This window comes from Photobacterium jeanii (assembly GCF_001650345.1).
Taxonomy (GTDB): Bacteria; Pseudomonadota; Gammaproteobacteria; order Enterobacterales; family Vibrionaceae; genus Photobacterium; species Photobacterium jeanii.
In genome coordinates this window covers 241,957-262,270 of sequence record NZ_LVHF01000029.1, presented here as the reverse complement: position 1 = coordinate 262,270, position 20,314 = coordinate 241,957, and the positions used below count along the sequence as shown (strand labels likewise).

The following is a 20,314-nucleotide window of genomic DNA, read 5'->3' as shown; positions in this document are numbered from 1 at the left end:
GATAGTGATGTTAACTATGGGTGCGGATACTTAATTATATTAAGTTTTTAATGTTCATAGCGGTTAATTACTAAAGTATAGATTTCATTTTTAATAACTATGATTGTTTGTTACGTGTGATATTAATAGAAGTTCATAATTAAATGCTCAGGTAGTAAACAAAGTGGACACAACGAACTCGATAGATAAAAGTCTTATAAAAAGTCAGGTATTCAATGTAACAACCATTACTTTCTTAGGTCAGTTTGCCTCTTATTCTATTATGTCTATTTTCATTCTTTTCCTAACGATGCCGTTAGTAAAAGATGGTTTAGGTATGACAGAAAAAGAAGCCTATGAATTTATGGGGGTTACTCAAGCGATCGGCTATATGATGCCGATATTAGCGGGTTTCATCATCGATAAGTACTTAGGACTTAGACGCGGTATAACTTTAGGGATTGTGCTATTAGCCGTTGCTTATGGTCTTGTGTATTTAGGTAGTTCTTACGTACATGTCTTTGGTACCACGGCATTTATCGCGGCTTATGCTTTAGTGCCTGCCATTAACGCTTTAGTTGGTTCACCTTCATCGGCACTAGTCAGTAAGATCTACAAACAGGATGAAGTGGGTAGTAAATCCGGTATGACTTACTACTACATGTCTATCAATATTGGCTCTTTGGTGGGTATTGGTATTGCACCTATGTTGATGGATAGCCAATACGGTGTTATGTCAGTTTTAGGTATTGTTGTTATTGGTAAAGCTTTAGCGGCATTGAATTTCGTGGCTAAGCATAAGCTGTATGACAACGTTATTGATGACAAAGATAAAACTAAAATGACCATAGATAGAATCATCCCAGTGGTGTGCTATTTGGTTGCAGGCTACGCAGTTGCTTTCTTTGCTTATCTTAATCCTCATGTGAGTACTTACATCATTGGTATTGGTTGTGTCGCTGGTATTTCTACCTTCTGTATCAGAACGCTTTTATTAACAGGCGACGATCGTACCAAGCAACTTGTTGCTACTTTTTTAATTGTTGTCGCTATTATCTTTTTCGTGCTTTATAACCAAATGGCGACAACCATGGTGATGTTCACCAAGAATAATACCGATTTATCTTTACTGGGTATTAGTTTGTCAGCAGCACAATTTCAAATGATTAACCCATTTATTATCTTATTAATTGGTTCTGCGCTGCCTAAGTTTTATACCAAGTATAAGAACTTCACTATTCCTTATCAGTTCTCAGTAGGGGTTGTATTGGCTGGTGTGTCTATGATGGCACTTTGGTTTGGTGCTACTCAGTCTTACGATACAGGTATTGTGAATGCGAACTATGTTGGGTTGTCATACTTTCTGGTAACTATTGCTGAATTGTTTGTGAGTGCGGTTGGTCTTTCTATGATTGGTTTGTACTGCCACCCTAAAATGATTGCCTTCGCGATGGGGGCTTGGTATTTAGCATCATCTATGTCTAATTTGATCTCTGGTCAGTTAGGTAAGCTGGTGGCTGTGCCTCATGGCAGCACTGATAAAATAGGTTCGCTACACGCTTATGCTGATTACTTCTTTAGCATGGGTGAAATTGCGATCATTGCAGGGGTAGGTTTGTGTTTTGTCATGTACGTTCTGCAGAACTCACTGAGAAGACGTAATATCTCAATTGCTTGCTAATCGCTTGTAAGCCTAATTAGCCCACCATTGTTTGTAGAGCCCTAATGGGCTCTATTTTTATCTATTCATTAAAAGCAAGGAAGGTAAAAAAGCCATGAGCATGACTTCAAGTGTTGAACAATAATAAACAACATAGGAGAATGCGCGGGTTCACATCGATGAATCTATTCATGAGTGTAAAAGGTAAGAATCAACATGGCTAACACAGCAGCAGCGCTTCACATTCTTGTTAAGCACAAAGAACAAGCGGACGACATCCTAAAGCAATTGAAAAAGGGTGCTAAGTTTCAGACATTAGCGAAGAAGTATTCAACGTGTCCTTCTGGTAAGCGTGGTGGTGACTTAGGTGAATTCCGTAAAGGTGCAATGGTTCCTGCTTTTGATAAAGCTGTGTTCTCAGGCAAGGTGTTAGAAAACCTTGGTCCTGTGAAGACGAAGTTCGGTTATCACATCATTAAAGTGCTATATAGAACCTAATTGAGCGATTACCATGAAGGTCAATAAGTGAAAGCTTATTGGCCTTTTTTATTGCGTATTGATTACGCTGCTTTAGTGCCATGTTCTCACTTTTTGGACTCTTTTTGCTTAGATTGCTATGAACAATGTGCTTCATATTGGATGTTAGTTAGGTAGTGAATGAGGTTCAGCGTCTAATAAGCTCTATAACTATGTTCGGTTTTCTGGTTTAATATGGGCATTGTTATAACTATATTGCACTTAGCTATGTAAGGTGCCTCATGAAAATTCAAAAAGGTTTTACCTTAGTCGAGCTAGTTGCTGTGATTGTCGTTTTAGGCATTATCGCGGTGACGGCTGCACCACGCTTTTTGAATGTTCAGTCTGATGCGCGTATTGCGACTTTGTTAGCAGCAAAAGGGGCAATTGAGTCAGCGAATGGCATTGTTTTTGGTAAAGCTGCGATTGATGGTAAAGAGAGTGGTAAGGCAGCGATTGGTGCTACTGCTATCGATACGATGCACGGCAATATTGTAATGACACGCCCCAATTTCCTGAAAGCTGTCGATACCGATATGGTTGTGGTTGATGCAAATCCGACGCAAGATGCTGAATTATCAACAGCTGTCGCGATTGTGACCGCTGAAGGTCACACGGAAAAAGATAAGTGCTTTTTGGAAGTGGTGAATCATTACGGCTACCAGCGAATCATTTATAAAATGGTAACTACTGGCTGCTGATGAACTGACTGCTGATTAAGTTGGTTTGCAGCGACACACTCTTCTGTCGCTAAAAGAAGAGTGTGTGATTTGCTATGACTTATCAATTGGCTTGAAGGGTTTTCTAAGCCGCTAGCTGTAGCTCTTGGCTGCCATAATATCTCCCCAGTCGGCATTACCATATTCGATAAAGCCAAGGGTTGCGTAAAACTTACGAGCAACGGTATTTTCTTCACAATAACCAATATGAATAGATTTAGGATTATTGGCTTCAATTTCGGCGATAACTGCTTTCATTAGTTTTCGCCCGTATCCTTTTCCTTGGTATGCTTTGTCTGTCATTACGCGAAAGATGTAATATTCTCCCGGTTTGTTTTCCTTAGCCCAGTCAGCATCTAACCACTCACTGTACATTACGAAACCGACAACTTCGTCATTGATTACAGCCGCACGTGGTTGATATTTAGGGTTTACGGCAGCTTGTGCCATAGAAAATACATTGGGTGAGAGTAGTGACTTTTGGCTTTCTTCTAGCTCTAAGTTAATGACTTCGCGTAAGTTGTGTGGCGTAACTTTCTCTAATTTTAATTCCATTTATTTGTCCAGTTAGTTTTTATTTATGCTCTGCCTGCGTAACTTTGGGCGCTAGCTTATTACGAATAGGCTGAGATCTATGCGTAAGTCGGCAAGCACGATTATTTCGCCAAAGTTTAACATGTTTGTTTTTTATGTAACTTTGATAATTGTGTCATTGCATTTCAGAACGATACGTCATCCGCAGATGCAAACCTGCGGATGATGTAGTGAAGGGTTAGTTGTGTTTTAGGCTTTCAAGATGAAGGTAATCTTTATCGCTGTCGAAATCGATCAATAGCCTAAATTCTGAGTCTACGATGTTATCTTGATGAAACCAAGATAGGCCATGTAGCTTATTGAACCAGAGGATCAGCCCGTTTTGACGGTATAGCATCATGAAGTGGACTTTGTCTTTGCCCTCGAAAGCTTTGTTGAGGTTGCGCTCTAGCTTGCCGGCAGGACCGTCACTGCGTCTTTCAATTTCCTTAAGTGGTAAGATTGAGTGGATACAGTGTGGCGCAAGCACAGCTTCAGCGATAAATGGCGCTTGCTGTGTTGAGTTAAGTAGCATTTCTCCACCAGTAAAAGTAAGCGGAACAAACCTTTCGTTAGGTTTGAATTTACGATAGTTCACCAGTGTGAAATTCCAACTGTTACCTTCGTCTTTCTGGAGATATAACTGGTTAATGTTTGAAATGAATCTGCCTTCATCAATATATTGATTATACGCTTTACCGGTATTTTTCACGTTCTCTTGGTTTCGCATTAAAGCCATATTGATATTCGAGTTGGCATTTTTTGCTAATTCACGCCAGAAAAACTCCACATCTTTGTAGTAAAAAGTGATAGAGCGAGCAGTAGCAGGATCACACTGGTTTTGCTCATTCTTGTCACAAAAGGCAACAGAGTAATAGTTTTGGTATTTACCAATGAAAAAGAAGCGATTGTTTAGCTTGGTTGGTGTGATGTAAGTGTTGGCGTATTTCTTCAAAAAATACACGCTTTCTTTGGACTCACTAAAGTAGACGATAGTGTTGTTGTCATCATCGTAAACGGTTTGGTAGTGGTAACTCGGCTCTTGTAAGTATGAAAAAAAGATAAAGGCCGTGAAGGCTGCAATAACAAGGGCAAAGCCGCAGGCAAACAGTTTTTTGTTGTGACTTAGTTTGTCACTTTTATCAGCCTGGCTTTGTGGGTTGTCTGCTTCAGTGATTGGATGTTCATCTGTCGGTTTTGCTTTTACTTGATAACCAAGGTTCGCGACCGTTTCAAAAATTTCACCTTTGGTTGTTTCACGCAGTTTTATTCGCAAATTGCGAATGGTTTGGATCAGTGAGGTACGTGAAACCGATTTATGTGGCCAACCTGCTTCAATCAGTTCGTCAAAAGGCACCACGCGATGGTGGTTTTGGATCAGATAAGTTAAGACTTCACGCTCGGCACGGTTCAGGCTGATCGTCTGTTTTTCACAGTAAAGCGTCTGTGTTGAGTAAACAAACACAAACGCATTGCCGAGTTGATAAGCGTCATTATTTTGTTGTTGAGCAGACATTGTTGGCCTATGACTCTAAATAGCTATGGTTTGATGGCTAATTACTATCAAATATTTATATGTTTTATGCCAAGCATTCTGCCAGAATATACATGTACAAGGCAACCAGTTATAGATGTATTACATCAAATTACATGTTGATATCAAAGTGCTCTTTGGGGGGCGAAATATTGGCTGTAGAGTGAGTGGGAGGTGATAGCGCTGTTTTTTCCGAGTGGCTTTAGGTGGGCTTATCACCAAGGTTGTCGCGAAAGTAAGATGCTTTTTAATGCGAATCCTCTTGGGCAAAGAGGCGAGGTAAAGCACTGCTGTCTATGCTTTAGGTATTACTTTTACAGTGTGCTTGGAGTTTTCTGAGTTCTGAGATGTGGCATGGATGACGCATAAGTATTGAGCGTCAATGGCTTTTACCATTGACCAATTGATACCTGTTGAAGTGACTATGATGAATTTGCGCCAAAGAGCGCAAAGTTTTGCAGCTTCAGTTGTGTGTTTTGGGGGCGTGTCATGTTCATTCAGAAGAAGTGTGTCTGTGTATTTGTCATTTCGGGGCTTTCTACTTGGGTCACTCAAGCGATGGCTTCGCAAGAGCTAACTTACAGTGAAGCGGTTTATAAAGCCTTATCCTCCGGTGTTAAAGGGGTGATAAGTGATTTTCGGCATGACACTTATAGTACTAATAACGAGGGTAAATCTTCGGTACATCATCATGGCTACCATAACCAAGCTGGCCACACGACTATTTATCAAACCACGCCTGCTCAATCTTCTCTATCTAGTTATCATTCAAGTACGACTTCAGAAACACTTCTGTACAGTGATGGCGGTTTCGGACGAAAAGAGCAATCGCGATTAGGGGCGTACGTTCGGATAGATCAAGAAACAATTCCTTCCCAATCTCATGCTAATCGTAGCCATTATGAAGATGGCTACACAGTGACGTTGGGCGGTGATTACTTGCTTAATGATCATTACCTCTTTGGGGTGGCGCTGGGGTTACCTTATCAGCAAAACGGGATTACTGAGCAGTCGGATCTTGAAGTTGATGGCTTAATGGCATCGGGGTATTTCAGTTATTTTCAAGATGATTGGTATATCGATTTCAGTGCCAGTTATGCGGTCATGGATACTGATATTGAGCGTCGCGTTTCCACCTTTGATAGCTCTCCATTTGCGCGACAGGAAAAAGCAGACTCAGATATTTGGGTATTTTCGCTAGGAGCAGGATATCTGATCAGCCATGAACATTGGGATATCGCACTTGAAAGTAGCCTTCAGCATATTTTGTCTGATACTGATCGTTATACAGAGCGACCTTCGCGTGGTAATGCGAACTACTTGTTGTCGGTTGTTGATGATATCAACCAGTTAGGTTCAAGTATGCTGATTTCAGGAGCAAGCTTTACCTATCCATTTCGCACCAGTATAGGCTTGTTTCAGCCTTATATGAGAGGTTATGTTCATTACGATTTCGATAATGGTGGCCAAAAAGTGATAAGCCAGTTGCAAACGGAACAATATGGTTCGTATTTACCATTAGTGATTGAATCTGATGACGCGGTATTTGGGCGTTTTCACGTCGGCATGGCAGGGCAGTTTCACGATGATTGGTACGGCTACATAGAAGCCAGCTCATTAGTTGGCTTAAAAGAAGTGGATGCTCAACGTATTACACTCGGTGTTCAGTTTAAGCTCAAGTAGCACTTCTTTCCAGTAAAATCCTTTATAAACAATGGCTTAAATTTATTTTTAGTTTAGCCCGTGAATTACGTGCGATATTCGCGGGCTCAACTACACTTACCCTTAACGAAAAAATAGACATGCTTGTCTGGTTTTCATTTATGACTCACTCTTATTGAGATCAGAGTAATTTTATCGTTGAGGTTGATATGGATAGTTCAGATCATGACGGAATCAAACGTGATATTTCAGTCACGGTGACAGATATCTTTGATAGCTTTGAGGAGGAAAACAATCGCTTACCGACGATGGAAGAGTTTCGAACGATTTTTTCACATAAGGCAGAGCAGTATATTGGCCCAATGGATGAATTATCCGTCGAGGGGATCCATCATACGACGGATAAACATCAATTGCGGGAACAGAAGTTATGGCGAGCGGTGAATGAGCTTGAATCTGAGCAGCGTTGTTTGCGTTCTGAAAGTGATTATTCTTAATTATCAAATAATCACTTTGCTATTTAAATGTATATTTTAAATATCACTTAATAAAGGATGACTTTATTCTGAGTGATAAACTATTTCATGTTGTTTTTCTTGGCTCTTCGGCGGTATTCCAGTTACCGCCTTTTTTTCTTCCGTAAATGTAATCGGTAACATTTAATGAGATGTTATAAAATTAACTTTCTTCAGCTGTGACTTGAAATGGTGATATTAAAGTTGCATTTATAAAGCAGGTATTTATTTACTTATTAGGGTTTGGTTTTATATCGCACCAGTTCTTTTGTTTTATTTTATTCATATTTTAAAGTCTTTAAATAACCAAAAAACACATGCGCTAATACCTTTGGGGTATGTTTTGGCTTAAAGTATTTCTAAATGTAATGAAATGTATTGATCTTGTTTTCATATTAAACCTATAATTAGCGCCTCAGAATCATCAGTCAAAACCATTACAAGTTGCCATTAAACTACGATGGCAATCATTAAGGCTGCTTAAATCATGAAAAAAATATATTTAGCACTATGCATCAGTGCTTCGCTTGTACTTAGCGGGTGTGGTGGCGGTGGGTCGTCATCTGACAACAGTTCAAGTGTGCAAGCACCAATAAAGAAAAAAAATGCTCGTGATCCTTTGATGGCGCAAGATGTTAATGCAGTCTATTCGGATGATCCCAATTACAAGCCTAAAGCAATTATTAATAATGTCTTCGGTCAGTTGTCTTATCGTTTAGCTGATGGCCAACCAACAGATGTTATTATTATCAATAAACAGACAGGCCAGATTTCCTTTTTAAATCCAGGAGATGCAATCGTAGTGGTTGAAGATACCAGTTCGGTTTATCAAACGTCTTCTGATACTTTTACTGTGCATGTTGAGCAAGCGACTAACTCTGATCTAGATGCTGATTTTCAAACAATTCCGACATTATCTACTAAGAAAATTAAGTTACCAGTAAGTGGTAAACGTGGGGAGTTGATTTACAGTGTGGCGTCGGACAGCCAAGACTTACTCGCTATTGATAGCCAAACGGGGGAGATGACGCCACAAGGTAGGGAAGGAATTGCGACCGTTATTATTAAAGATATGGGAAACCGCCGTTATCTTCCAACAAGTAAAGAAGTGCAGGTACGTATTAAAGCGATAGCACCAGGTGAGCTTAGCTTTGAGGATATCAATAAGCAATTTACTCGTAATATGATCCTAGAGCCTCAGAAATTAAGTGGTGGTGAAGAGGGGGAGTTAAGTTACTCGATTGCTTATGAAAACCCGAAAGATGGTGTATTAACTATAGATCCAAAAACTGGCTTTATGGATGTGTCAGGCGTTGGTGAGGCAAAGATCAAAGTAACTCAAGACTTTAGCGGAGGTTACTCTGTTACGTCTCAAGAGGAATATTTTGATGTCAATATTTCTCAAGGAGAGCGTAAGCTTCTCGTTGTGGATAAAATGTCTGATGTTTATGTTAAAAATGAAAGGAAAGAGGTTATTGCTAGAAATGCAATCGATGATCTTTCTTTTGAAGTGGTTAGTGGGAACTCAATTGAAATAGACTCGCATACGGGTGAACCCAAAATTGTTGGGGTCGGCACTTCAATAATTAAAGCTACGGATGATAAAAATAAGAATTTCAAACCATCTTCAACAACTTTTGAATACACGATTGAGCGTGGTACGCACCCCGGTATTGCTCAGGAAAAAATAGAAACTAAGTTTAGCGATGTTCACACTAAATTCATCCCTCATTTAGACGGACAGCAAGGCGTACTAACTATTAGTGCTCCTACTAGTAGTAATGTTGTTGAAGCAAATGGAAATGAGCTAACCATTAAGCACGCTGGTACTGTGAAGCTTCAAGTTACTGATAATGGAGGGGATTTTTATCATCCGACAACAAAAGAAGTTTCACTAGTTATCTTACCTGCAACGCACCCTAAAGTTGAAGTAAAAGGTTCAGTTAAAGTATACAGTGATGGTCTATTTATTCCTCAAAGTGAGTTGGTTGTTAAGGGGATTAAAGAAGAACTACTGAGTAATATTACGATTAAGCCGCTGGATAGTGATACGAATGCTGCAGTAAAGTATGAGTCAGCAAATAAGCGCTTTGTTGTGCAAAAAGCAGGCACTGCTCGTTTTGCGGTGACTGATGACGGTAATACTGACTATCAATCTTTTGAGCCTGCGGAATTTGCAATTGTGATACAACCTGCGGATTCTACGTTAACTGTTGAGCCTAAAGAAGTTGATGTAGTCTTTTCACCCGGTTTAGAAATAAAAGCTCCGCAAGTAAATGGAGCAAAAGGTGAATTGACTTTTTCCTTTGTTGATGGTGAAGATAAAGATGTTGTTACGTTAGGCTCTAAAGGTGCTTTGAAGGTTTTAAAAGCGGGTCAAACTATCATTAAAGTAACGTCTGCAAGTACATCTGGCTTCAAGGCGGCGACTGTTCTTTATCCAGTAAAAATCAAAAAAGCAGTGAATCCTGTAACTGTTAGTTACCCAACTAAGACATATAAAAAAGGTGATTCAATCACACCTGTCAAGGATAATGTTGAATCGATTTTAACTTATAAAGTTGAGAATAATGGCGCAGTCGTATCACTCATAAATGCTAATACGGGCGAGGTACGTATTGAGTCTGCTGGTAAATATGAAATAGAAGTGGCTGCACAATCATCAAGTAAGTACGAGCGTAAGAGTTTCCTTGTTCAAGGTGAAGTAAAGAAAGCCAAACACCCTGGTATTGCATTTAGCTCTGAATCTTTTGAGTTTGAGCCATTAAAGAAGGTTACTCCAACCTTCTTGCCACAACCTTTGGGTAAGCGTAGTTATGGTATTTCGAGTAAGCCAAGTGATTTAAATCAGCCCTTAGATCCTAATACTGGCGAGTTAACTTTAGTCGATTACTTTAGCGAAAATGCACTAGCGAGTGTTACGCTATCTATAGCTGAAGAAGAAAGTGATAACTACTTAGCGTTGGATTCAGAAACTGGGGAGTTGGGTAAAAAGACAATTCGTATTCTGCCCCCTAAATTGGGTTCTGCTAACAATGATATTACGATTACAGATCCATCCGGTGTCATATATTCAAGTGATCGTGTAAATGGTTCTAAATTTAGACATTTGCAAGATTTGGAAGTTAGATTAGCGGGTGTCGTCAAGCAATTGCCTGCGAATCAAGAGCTTAAGGATAAGTATGGTGATGGTGTTAGGTTACTAACCACGGTTAAGCCAGTTGGAAGTAAAGATGCTTCTGAACAAAGACAGGCTATGGTTTATGTTCAACGCTATGAAGGTTGTAATTTAAAACATACTGAGATGCGTAAAAGCATTGTGAATGTAAAAGATGGTGATTATTGTAAGTACACAGGCTTTGATACGAAACGTTATCTATCTTTCGTTATGATAGGCGCTGAGAAGTTATCACCAGGACAGTGGGAAAGCGTAACGCCATTTGTTTTCTACTACTATAGCCCAAGAGAGTTTGCTGCAACTGATTTTGGTGGTTTGTATACTGACGGTGGAGCCCATTCTCATGGCCAAGAAAAGCCAAGCCATGTCATTGAATGGAACCGTGTTGATCTTAATTTTACTATAGATTAAACGCTTTTTTCTCTGGCAACTGAGAGGTTGCCAGAGAGCTTTATGTTGTAGCTAATTTGATTTACCAAGCAACGCTAACGACACATTTGACTGTGGTGCTTTGTTTAAGTGTCTACATATTTCCCAACCTGCCTTGGCAATCGCTTCTATATCAACGCCAGTCTTAATACCTAAACCCTCACATAAATACAGTACGTCTTCTGTGGCGACATTACCGCTTGCGCCGGGCGCGTAAGGGCAGCCGCCAAGGCCTGCCACGCTAGCATCAATGGTTGATATGCCCATTGATAGTGCTTGGTGCACATTCACTAAGGCTAATCCCCAGGTATTGTGAAAATGAACGGCGACTTTTTGTCGTGGGATCTGGTTGAGCACGGCCTCAAGCATGGGGGTAATGCTTGCCGGTGTTCCGCGTCCTATGGTGTCGCCAAGTGAGATTTCATCGCAACCAAGCTCGTAAAGTGACCGTGCTACCCGAGCAACTTGAGTCGGGGCTGTTGGGCCATCGTACGGGCATTCGACCACGCAAGAAAGGTAGCCTCTAACGGGCACTCCGTCTGCTTTAGCTTGTTCGATGACAGGAGCAAAACGAGCAAGACTTTCTGCAATCGAGCAATGAATATTAGACTGACAAAAACCTTCAGAAGATGAGGTGAAGACCGCGACTTGATCGACGTTTGCTTTACGCGCGGCTTGGTAACCTTGCAGATTAGGCGTCAGGGCTGAGTAGCAAATATCCGGTGAGCGGGTAATTTGTTGTAGTACATCGGCAGAATCCGCCATTTGAGGTATCCGTTTGGCAGAGACAAAGGCGCCTGCTTCGATGTGAGTTAATCCTGATTGTGATAGGGCATTAATGAGCGCTACTTTGGCAGTTGTGGGCACATTCGCTTCGTTTTGTAGTCCATCACGAGCTCCCATTTCTATGATGCGGACGGAGTCAGGGTAATTAGTCATCTTCATCTCCGGTTATTTTTTCCTGTTGTGGAGATTGTGATTGTTGCTGAGATGCGGGTGATATGTGGCGATACCAGTGTGGACGACGTTTTTCAAAAAAGGCATTAAGCCCTTCTTGTCCCTCAGGTGATACTCGCAGAGTGGCGATGGTTTCACTGGTGATATGACGTAGATTGTCATCTATTGGATGATTATCGCAATTTAGGCATAACGATTTCGCCGCACTAACGGCACTCGGGCTGTTCGCTAAAATATGCTGTAACCAAGTTTGCCGTGCTTGGGTTAGATCATCGCTTAGTTGATGGATCAGCATCAGGTTTTGCGCTGTATGGGCATTGATTATTTCGGCGGTGAGCATATAGCGTCGAGCTTGACGATTGCCCATTGCTCGTAAGACGTAAGGGCCGATTGTGGCGGGAATTAATCCCAGTTTTACTTCGCTCAAACAAAAACTGGCTTGTGGGTGGGCTATGGCCATATCACAGCAGCAAATCAATCCTAATGCCCCGCCATAGGCGGCACCTTGAACGAGACATAAGCTGGGGTGAGGAAAGTTATCCAGCTGGTGCATCAGCAATGAGAGTTGTTCGGCATCGGCTTGATTTTCTTCGGGTGTTTTCGCTGCCATCGAGCGCATCCAGTTAAGGTCGGCACCAGCAGAGAAGTGTTTACCATTGGCTTGTAAGACTAACGCACGGATCTCTGGGTGTGTGCTCAATAGCGCCAGTTGTTTGATGAGCTCAGCGATTAGATGATCATCAAAGGCGTTATGTTTATCGGTGCGATTAAGGGTTAGAAAAGCTACGCCCATTTCATCAATCGTGAGCGTCACTGTTTGACCAGATGATGGTGATGATGTTGACGCGATAGAAACTGGACTCATGGTTACCTCACATCGGCTGCTATATGCGGAAAATGCCAAATTGGCTTTCTTCTACTGGTGTATTAGCAACAGCATTGAGTGCTTGTTTTAGTACGTTACGTGTATCTTTAGGATCGATGATCCCATCATCCCATAGCCGAGCACTGGCGTAATAAGGATGACTTTCTTGCTCGTATTGTTCGAGAATAGGTTGTTTAAATGCGGCTTCTTGTTCATCACTCCAAGGTTCGCCATTACGTTGTTTGATTTCTCGTGTAACTTGCGCCAGCACACCTGCTGCTTGTTCTCCACCCATAACGGATATTCGCGCATTGGGCCACATCCACATCATGGTTGGACTATAAGCGCGCCCACACATGCCATAGTTTCCTGCACCGTATGAGCCGCCAATCACAACTGTAAATTTAGGAACATCGGCACAGGCAACCGCCATCACCATTTTGGCGCCATCTTTGGCGATGCCGCCTGCTTCAGCGCGGCTGCCGACCATAAAACCAGTGATGTTTTGTAAAAATACCAAAGGAATTTTTCGTTTAGCGCAGAGCTCTACGAAGTGCGCCCCTTTTTGGGCAGATTCTGAAAACAAAATGCCATTGTTGGCAACGATACCAATAGGGTGACCATGCAAAGTGGCAAAACCACAAATTAAGGTACTGCCGTATAACGCTTTAAATTCATCAAAGGCTGAGCCGTCAACCAAGCGAGCGATCACTTCTCGAATATCAAAAGGCTTACGTAAATCGGCATTGGTAATGCCGTAAATTTCATCGATATCGTATTTTGGTGGTGTAAAGTCAGCGTGTTGGCCATGCAATAATGCTGGTGATTTGTGCGTGCTGTGTACCGCTTGGCGTGCAAGCTTGAGGGCATCATGTTCATCGTTGGCGTAGTAATCCGCGACACCTGATTTCATGCAATGCACGTCGGCACCACCAAGGGCTTCAGCGGTGACTTCTTCACCTGTTGCTGCTTTGACTAATGGCGGACCGGCTAAAAAGATGGTGCCTTGGTTTTTGATGATGATAGACACATCTGCCATGGCAGGAATGTACGCGCCCCCTGCGGTACATAAGCCGTGAACCACGGCTATTTGAGGAATACCTTTGGCAGACATTCGCGCTTGGTTATAGAAGATTCGCCCAAAATGATCGCGGTCGGGAAATACGTCAGCTTGATGGGGTAAGTTGGCACCGCCGGAATCAACCAAGTAAATGCAAGGTAGTTGGCAGCGTTCGGCAATTTCTTGGGCTCGTAAATGTTTCTTAACGGTCAGCGGATAGTAAGTCCCGCCTTTTACTGAAGGGTCATTAGCAATGATCATGCAGTTGATTCCTTCGACTTTACCAATGCCAGCCACTACGCCAGCACAAGGAATGTTGTCGTCGTAAACACGCCAAGCGGCAAATTGACCGATTTCTAAAAATTCACTGTCAGCATCGAGTAGGGTGCTAATGCGTTGACGAACAGGAAGTTTCCCTTTGCTGATTTGGCGTTGCTGTGCTTTGTCGCCGCCGCCTTTTTCGATGATTTTGAGATTTGCGTTCAGGTTTTCCACCATTACCGACATGATCTTATGATTGGTAACGTAAATGGGATCATCAGGATCGACCTTGGTGTGGATCACTCGTGTGCTAGAAAGGGTGTTATTGGTTAGATTCGTTCTGGCTTGAGTCATAATGCGTTCCTTTATCGTGACTCGTTAAAGAGCTCACGACCAATGAGCATTCGGCGGATTTCAGAGGTACCTGCGCCAATTTCGTATAACTTGGCGTCGCGTAATAGTCGCCCAGCAGGAAATTCGTTGATATAGCCATTCCCCCCCAGCAGTTGAATGGTATCTAGTGCTATTTTTGTTGCCAGCTCGGCGCTGTAGAGGATCACACCTGCAGCATCTTTGCGGGTGGTTTCACCGCGATCACAGGACGCTGCTACGGTGTAAACGTAACTGCGTGCTGCGTTCATTTGGGTGTACATATCGGCAACTTTGGCCTGCACCAGTTGGAATTCCCCAATGGCTTGACCAAACTGCTTCCGATCGTGGATATAAGGAATGACTAAATCCAAACAAGCGCGCATGATGCCAAGAGGACCTGCGGCGAGCACCACGCGTTCATAATCGAGCCCACTCATTAAAACTTCAACGCCTTTATTCAGTTCGCCTAATAGGTTTGAGGCTGGCACACGGCATTGATCAAATACCAGTTCGCAAGTGTTTGAACCGCGCATGCCAAGTTTGTCCAGCTTTTGAGCATGGCTAAAACCGGCAAAGTCGCGCTCAATAATAAAAGCACTAATACCGTGAGCACCTGCGGTGGGGGCGGTTTTGGCATACACCACTAACACGTGGGCATCTGGGCCATTGGTGATCCACATTTTGTTGCCATTAAGAACAAAGTGATCACCTTCTTGTGTGGCGGTAAGCTGCATGCTGACAACGTCGGAGCCAGCGTTAACTTCACTCATGGCTAACGCGCCAATGTATTCACCTGAGATTAATTTGGGGAGGTACTTTTGCCGTTGTGCTTCATTGCCATTACGGAAGATCTGATTGACGCACAAATTAGAGTGCGCACCATAACTAAGGCCGATCGAGGCTGAAGCGCGGCTGATTTCTTCCATCGCAATAACATGAGCGAGATAACCCATATTGGCACCGCCATAGCGTTCATCGACGGTGACGCCAAGCAATCCCATTTCTCCTAATACAGGCCATAGTTGATTAGGAAACTGGTTATCCTGATCGACTTGTTGCGCTAGCGGGGCGAGAGCTTGTTGCGCGAAACCTTGGACATGGTCACGCAACATATCGAGGGTTTCGCCTAAGCCAAAGTTGAGCGGAGTATAGGCATCAAGCATGGTGATTTTCCTCAGCAATATTGAAATAGCGAAGTCGCATTACCATTACGAAAATTCCCATTACGAAAACAGTTTGCGCATAACCCTATTTGCTTAAATCACTATTACCGATCGCCAGTAAGCAACGCTCACGAGCGGCCGTTAATTCGTTCATCACTACATTAATGTCATTGAGTTGTTGTTGGAGTACGGCCTGCTTTTCATCAATGATGGTGAGCATTTGATTGAGTTGTGCATGTGTTTGATCGGTATCGTAGAGATCAAACAGTTCGCGAATTTCTGCCAACGAAAAACCTAGCCTTTTGCCCCTTAGAATGAGTTTTAATCGGATTTTGTCGCGCCGCTGATAGATACGGGTTGTGCCACTGCGAGTGGGAGCGAGCAAGCCAACGTCTTCGTAGAACCGAATGCTACGGGTGGTGATGTCGAACTCTTTTGCCAACTCGCTGATCTTGAAAGTTTCCATGGCAAAGCTCCTGTAATCCAGCGTGTCACGAAATGGTGCCATTGGTACGACTAGGGGCTGCAATGTTTGCAATTTGTTTCTTTACGTTTACGTAAATGTTAGTGCTATGCTTACGTATACGTCAAGAAATCGAAAGGACGATGTCATGGCGAAAACCGTTCATATTATTGCTGCTAAACGCACGCCCATTGGGAGCTTCCAAGGCACATTAAGCTCACTCTCTGCCCCAGAGCTAGGGGGCTGGGCAATTGCGGCTACCTTAGAGCAAGCCAGCGAAAAGCTGCCATCTTCTACTTCCTTACCTTTCACGATTGATGAAGTTTACATGGGCTGTGTACTGACGGCGGGGTGTGGTCAAGCGCCTGCGCGACAAGCAGCCATTCAAGCGGGGCTGAGCTACGCGACGCCGTGTACCACGGTGAATAAAGTTTGTGGTTCAGGTATGAAAACCGTAATGATGGCCTTTGATCAGATCCTGCTTGGTCATAGCCAGTGCATTATTGCGGGTGGGATGGAAAGCATGACTAACGCGCCGTATTTGTTGCCTCAAGCACGACAAGGGTTTCGGGCGGGGCACAAAACAGCGCAAGACCATATGTTTTTTGATGGTCTACAAGATGCCTACGAAGGGCATTTGATGGGTGTGTACGGTCAAGCGACAGCCGATGAGCAAGGTTTCAGTCGTGAACAAATGGACGCGTGGGCAATTCGCTCGGCAGAGCGGGCAAAAGCCGCCCAAAGTGATGGTCGGTTTATGGATGAAATTGTACCCGTGGTATTGGCTCAACAGCAAAAGTCGCATTCGAAATCGGGCTATAAATCGATACCTGAGATCGTTTCAGATGATGAACACCCTAATGAGATTCAGCTAGATAAAATCCCCAAACTTAAACCTGCCTTTGTTTCGTCTTCAGCGTCTAAAGTAACGTCTGATGGTGAAAGTGCTGGCAGCATCACAGCGGCCAATTCGAGTGCTATTTCAGATGGTGCGGCGGCGTTGATGTTAATTGATAGCGATCTTTCTATAGCGCATCAGATATTACCGCTGGCGATCCTTCACGGTCATGCGACTCATGCCAGAGAACCCGCGGAGTTTACTCTTGCTCCACAGTTTGCTTGCCATGCCTTGCTCGATAAGTTGGGTTGGTCGGTAGAGAAGGTTGATCGTTGGGAAATCAATGAAGCCTTTGCGGTCGTCACCCAAGTCGCCATTAAAGGTTTAGGCATTGATGAAGAAAGGGTAAACGTGAACGGCGGTGCTTGTGCGCTGGGCCACCCTATTGGTGCGAGCGGTACGCGAATCATAGTGACTCTGATCCATGCGTTGCAACAATTACAGCAACAGCTGATCAACCAAGGGGAAAACCGCGCAGTTTATGGCGTGGCATCACTGTGTATTGGTGGTGGTGAAGCCACTGCTGTGGCGATAGAACTGCCTAAATCAGCAGGTTTGTAGGATAGCCATATCAAATTGTTTTGGATGTTTTTAGGATTTTTCAAACGATATAAAGCGTGATGAAAACGCGCCGTGAGCGACTTCCATCATTGCTTAAGCAAAGAGGAATACAACTATGGTTCAGTCTGTGCCGCTTTATATTGAAGGCGAGTTTCGTCAATCTGCGACTCAACGATGGGTTGATGTGACAGATCCGGCCTCAAATCAGGTGATTGCCAAGTTACCTTGCGCAACCGACTCCGAAATTGAAGCGGCTATTGCTGATGCTAAGCGTGCTTTTATGAGTTGGAAAGAAGTAGCAACCCCTGAGCGTGCCCGCTTGATGCTCAATTATCAGCACCTCCTTAAACAGCATCACGATGAGATCGCGGCTTTGCTATCGTCAGAAACGGGTAAAACGACCGTTGATGCCAAAGGCGATGTATGGCGTGGGATTGAAGTGGTGGAGCAGGCTGCCAATATCGCCAGTTTGATGATGGGCGAGACGGTAGAAAATGTCGCGACCGACATTGATAGCTACTCGCTGATCCAACCGCTCGGTGTGTGCTGTGGGATAACCCCGTTTAACTTCCCCGCTATGATCCCATTGTGGATGTTTCCGATGGCGATCGCCTGCGGTAATACCTTTGTGTTGAAGCCTTCAGAACAAGTCCCTTTAACTGCGATGCGACTTGCGGAATTGTTCGAACAAGCAGGTGCACCTAAAGGTGTGCTGCAAGTGGTTCATGGTCAGAAATCGCAAGTTGATCAGTTGTTAGCTCATCCAGATATTCGCACTATTTCGTTTGTGGGTTCAGTGCCTGTGGCGCAATACATTTATCAAACGGCAACTACGCATTTTAAACGCGTCCAAGCTTTTGCTGGGGCGAAGAATCATATGGTGGTGATGCCTGATGCCAATAAAGAGCAGGTACTCACTAACTTGGTGAGTTCATCTGTTGGTGCCGCTGGACAGCGCTGTATGGCGATTTCTGTGGCGGTGTTTGTGGGTGATAGCAAGGCGTGGATCCCTGAGCTGGTGGCTGAAATGGCAAAAGTGAAGCCGGGCGTATGGAACGATGAGACTGCCGCATATGGTCCTTTGATCAGTGCTGCCGCGAAATCACGGGTGATTGGGTTAATTGAGCAAGGTAAACAGCAAGGTGCGATATGTGAGCTAGATGGTACGGGTTATACGGTTGCTGGTTATGAACAAGGGAATTGGCTGGCACCAACTGTCTTTAGTGGGGTGACACCCGCAATGGAGCTCTATCAACAAGAAATATTTGGACCAGTTTTACTGTGCATGACAGTTGATACCTTGGAAGAAGCAATCGCGTTAGTGAACGCCAACCCTTACGGTAACGGCACTTCTATTTTTACCGCCTGCGGTGCGGCAGCGCGTAAGTATCAGCATCAGATTCAAGTGGGTCAGGTCGGCATTAACGTGCCTATTCCTGTACCACTGCCATTTTTCTCATTTACAGGTTGGCGAGGCAGCTTTTACGGCGATTTGCATGCCTATGGTAAGCAAGCCGTGCGTTTTTATACCGAGACAAAAACAGTCACCGCTCGTTGGTTCGATGATGATATTCCGGCAGCGCTCAATATGAGTATCCAATTAAAGTAACGCAGGGTTGGGCATTGCCGGTTGCCTTTTTCTTAACCTTTCTTTTGCCTTGTTAAGGCAGCTATATGCGTGAATAAGCGTTCATGTTGCGAGCTGTCTTGCTGAAATGGAGGTGTGAAGATGAACTTTGATTTAAGCCAAGAGCAACAATTCTTTGTTGATGCCGCCAAGCAGTTTTCTGAGCAGCAGTTAGCACCCAAAGCTGCGCGATGGGATCAAGAATCAACCTTCCCTAAAGATGTTTTGCAAGCTGCTGGCGAGATGGGCTTTATGAGTCTTTATACCCCAGAAGCACAGGGTGGGTTAGGGCTCAGTCGGTTAGATGCATCTATTATCTTCGAACAATTAGCCATGGGGTGCACCTCTACTACGGCATTTATGACGATTCATAATATGGTCACTTGGATGATCGCCAGTAGCGGTACCGAACCCGCCACTGCTGAGTTTTGCCCTGATCTCATCGCTGGTGCCAAGTTAGGCTCTTATTGTTTAACGGAAGCCAATGCAGGTTCGGACGCGGCATCACTGACAACTACAGCGGTGAAGCAGGGCGACAGTTATGTTCTTAATGGCGCAAAAGCGTTTATTTCTGGCGCGGGTGATACCGATGTGTTGGTGGTGATGGCACGTACTGGCGATGCAGGAGCGGCAGGCATTTCTGCCTTTGTAGTGGATGCGCACAGTACTGGCATTAGTTACGGGCGCAAAGAGCCCAAAATGGGCTGGCATAGCCAGCCAACTCGATCTGTAACCTTTGAAAATGTGCAGGTTCCACAATCCGGTTTGCTTGGTAAAGAAGGGGAAGGCTTTAAGCTTGCTATGAAAGGGTTGGATGGTGGGCGCATCAACATTGCAAGTTGCTCCATTGGTACGGCGCAGCAGGCATTGAATCACGCCACCCAATATATGAATGAACGCCAGCAGTTCGGTCGTCAGCTCGCACAGTTTCAAGGATTGCAATTTAAATTGGCGGATATGGCGACCGACTTAGTGGCTGCTCGGCAATTAGTACGCTATGCCGCTGATAAGCTAGATAAACAACATCCCGAAGCAACAGCATATTGTGCAATGGCAAAACGTTTTGCTACCGATGTCGGGTTTACGGTATGTGACCAAGCATTACAGATATTTGGTGGCTATGGTTATATTCAGGAATACCCGTTGGAGCGTCATTTTCGTGATGTGCGTGTGCATCAAATCTTAGAAGGTACTAATGAAATCATGCGTTTAATCATCGCTCGTCGCGTATTAGCGGAAGGCGTAGAGCTACTGTAATTGTTATTGTCATACTGTTTTTGTCGTTAATGCTCTATCTATTGTGCTTTGAACAAGAGGAAGAA

General features: G+C 43.7%; 16 protein-coding genes. 9 read left to right on the top strand and 7 right to left on the bottom strand.

What is annotated here, in order from left to right:
• Positions 1-163 precede the first annotated feature (163 nt).
• The 3 genes from A3K86_RS16000 (at position 164) to A3K86_RS22515 (ending at position 2,856) form a co-directional block, all read left to right on the top strand.
• On the top strand, positions 164-1,660 hold the full coding sequence (locus tag A3K86_RS16000; protein WP_068333324.1) for a peptide MFS transporter: 1,497 nt from the start codon (positions 164-166) through the stop codon (positions 1,658-1,660).
• 195 nt (positions 1,661-1,855) lie between these two features.
• Positions 1,856-2,137 (top strand): peptidylprolyl isomerase PpiC, encoded by a 282-nt coding sequence (ppiC, locus tag A3K86_RS15995; RefSeq protein ID WP_068333321.1) that lies wholly within the window; start codon positions 1,856-1,858, stop codon positions 2,135-2,137.
• Positions 2,138-2,397: 260 nt separating this feature from the next.
• Positions 2,398-2,856: a type II secretion system protein gene (locus A3K86_RS22515; RefSeq protein ID WP_084406645.1), complete on the top strand. Its 459-nt coding sequence runs from the start codon at positions 2,398-2,400 to the stop codon at positions 2,854-2,856.
• 111 nt (positions 2,857-2,967) lie between these two features.
• On the opposite strand, the gene A3K86_RS15985 is transcribed toward A3K86_RS22515, so the two are convergent.
• Both A3K86_RS15985 and A3K86_RS15980 read right to left on the bottom strand, forming a co-directional pair.
• Positions 2,968-3,429 carry a GNAT family N-acetyltransferase gene (locus A3K86_RS15985; RefSeq protein ID WP_068333318.1) on the bottom strand — a complete coding sequence of 154 codons (462 nt, stop codon included), beginning with the start codon at positions 3,427-3,429 and terminating at the stop codon, positions 2,968-2,970.
• A 217-nt stretch (positions 3,430-3,646) separates the two neighbouring features.
• Positions 3,647-4,963, bottom strand: a complete 1,317-nt coding sequence (locus A3K86_RS15980) for a winged helix-turn-helix domain-containing protein (RefSeq protein WP_068333315.1) — start codon at positions 4,961-4,963, stop codon at positions 3,647-3,649.
• 507 nt (positions 4,964-5,470) lie between these two features.
• Here A3K86_RS15980 and A3K86_RS15975 point away from each other — a divergent pair.
• From A3K86_RS15975 to A3K86_RS15965, 3 genes are all read left to right on the top strand, one after another.
• On the top strand, positions 5,471-6,664 hold the full coding sequence (locus A3K86_RS15975; RefSeq protein WP_068333312.1) for an autotransporter outer membrane beta-barrel domain-containing protein: 1,194 nt from the start codon (positions 5,471-5,473) through the stop codon (positions 6,662-6,664).
• Between the two features lie 188 nt (positions 6,665-6,852).
• Positions 6,853-7,140 (top strand): hypothetical protein, encoded by a 288-nt coding sequence (locus A3K86_RS15970; RefSeq protein ID WP_068333309.1) that lies wholly within the window; start codon positions 6,853-6,855, stop codon positions 7,138-7,140.
• A gap of 505 nt (positions 7,141-7,645) precedes the next feature.
• Positions 7,646-10,747 (top strand): cadherin repeat domain-containing protein, encoded by a 3,102-nt coding sequence (locus A3K86_RS15965; RefSeq protein WP_068333306.1) that lies wholly within the window; start codon positions 7,646-7,648, stop codon positions 10,745-10,747.
• Between the two features lie 51 nt (positions 10,748-10,798).
• Here the strand turns inward: A3K86_RS15965 and A3K86_RS15960 are convergent, their stop codons facing one another.
• The 5 genes from A3K86_RS15960 to A3K86_RS15940 form a co-directional block, all read right to left on the bottom strand.
• On the bottom strand, positions 10,799-11,710 hold the full coding sequence (locus tag A3K86_RS15960; RefSeq protein ID WP_068333303.1) for a hydroxymethylglutaryl-CoA lyase: 912 nt from the start codon (positions 11,708-11,710) through the stop codon (positions 10,799-10,801).
• Positions 11,697-12,515, bottom strand: a complete 819-nt coding sequence (locus A3K86_RS15955) for an enoyl-CoA hydratase-related protein (RefSeq protein WP_198160442.1) — start codon at positions 12,513-12,515, stop codon at positions 11,697-11,699. Before A3K86_RS15955 ends, A3K86_RS15960 begins: the two co-directional genes overlap by 14 nt.
• Positions 12,516-12,606: 91 nt before the next feature.
• Positions 12,607-14,262: a carboxyl transferase domain-containing protein gene (locus A3K86_RS15950; protein WP_068333296.1), complete on the bottom strand. Its 1,656-nt coding sequence runs from the start codon at positions 14,260-14,262 to the stop codon at positions 12,607-12,609.
• A gap of 11 nt (positions 14,263-14,273) precedes the next feature.
• Positions 14,274-15,443, bottom strand: a complete 1,170-nt coding sequence (locus tag A3K86_RS15945) for an isovaleryl-CoA dehydrogenase (RefSeq protein WP_068333293.1) — start codon at positions 15,441-15,443, stop codon at positions 14,274-14,276.
• Positions 15,444-15,528: 85 nt separating this feature from the next.
• The gene (locus A3K86_RS15940; protein WP_068333290.1) at positions 15,529-15,909 is read right to left on the bottom strand and encodes a MerR family transcriptional regulator; all 381 of its coding nucleotides are present in this window, start codon (positions 15,907-15,909) and stop codon (positions 15,529-15,531) included.
• A 145-nt stretch (positions 15,910-16,054) separates the two neighbouring features.
• On the opposite strand from A3K86_RS15940, the gene A3K86_RS15935 reads away from it, so the two are divergent.
• The 3 genes from A3K86_RS15935 (at position 16,055) to A3K86_RS15925 (ending at position 20,249) form a co-directional block, all read left to right on the top strand.
• Entirely contained in the window at positions 16,055-17,365 is a 1,311-nt protein-coding gene (locus A3K86_RS15935) for a thiolase family protein (protein WP_068333288.1), read from the top strand.
• Positions 17,366-17,480: 115 nt separating this feature from the next.
• Positions 17,481-18,974 carry a CoA-acylating methylmalonate-semialdehyde dehydrogenase gene (locus tag A3K86_RS15930; protein WP_068333285.1) on the top strand — a complete coding sequence of 498 codons (1,494 nt, stop codon included), beginning with the start codon at positions 17,481-17,483 and terminating at the stop codon, positions 18,972-18,974.
• 120 nt (positions 18,975-19,094) lie between these two features.
• Positions 19,095-20,249 (top strand): acyl-CoA dehydrogenase family protein, encoded by a 1,155-nt coding sequence (locus A3K86_RS15925; RefSeq protein ID WP_068333282.1) that lies wholly within the window; start codon positions 19,095-19,097, stop codon positions 20,247-20,249.
• Positions 20,250-20,314 lie beyond the last annotated feature (65 nt).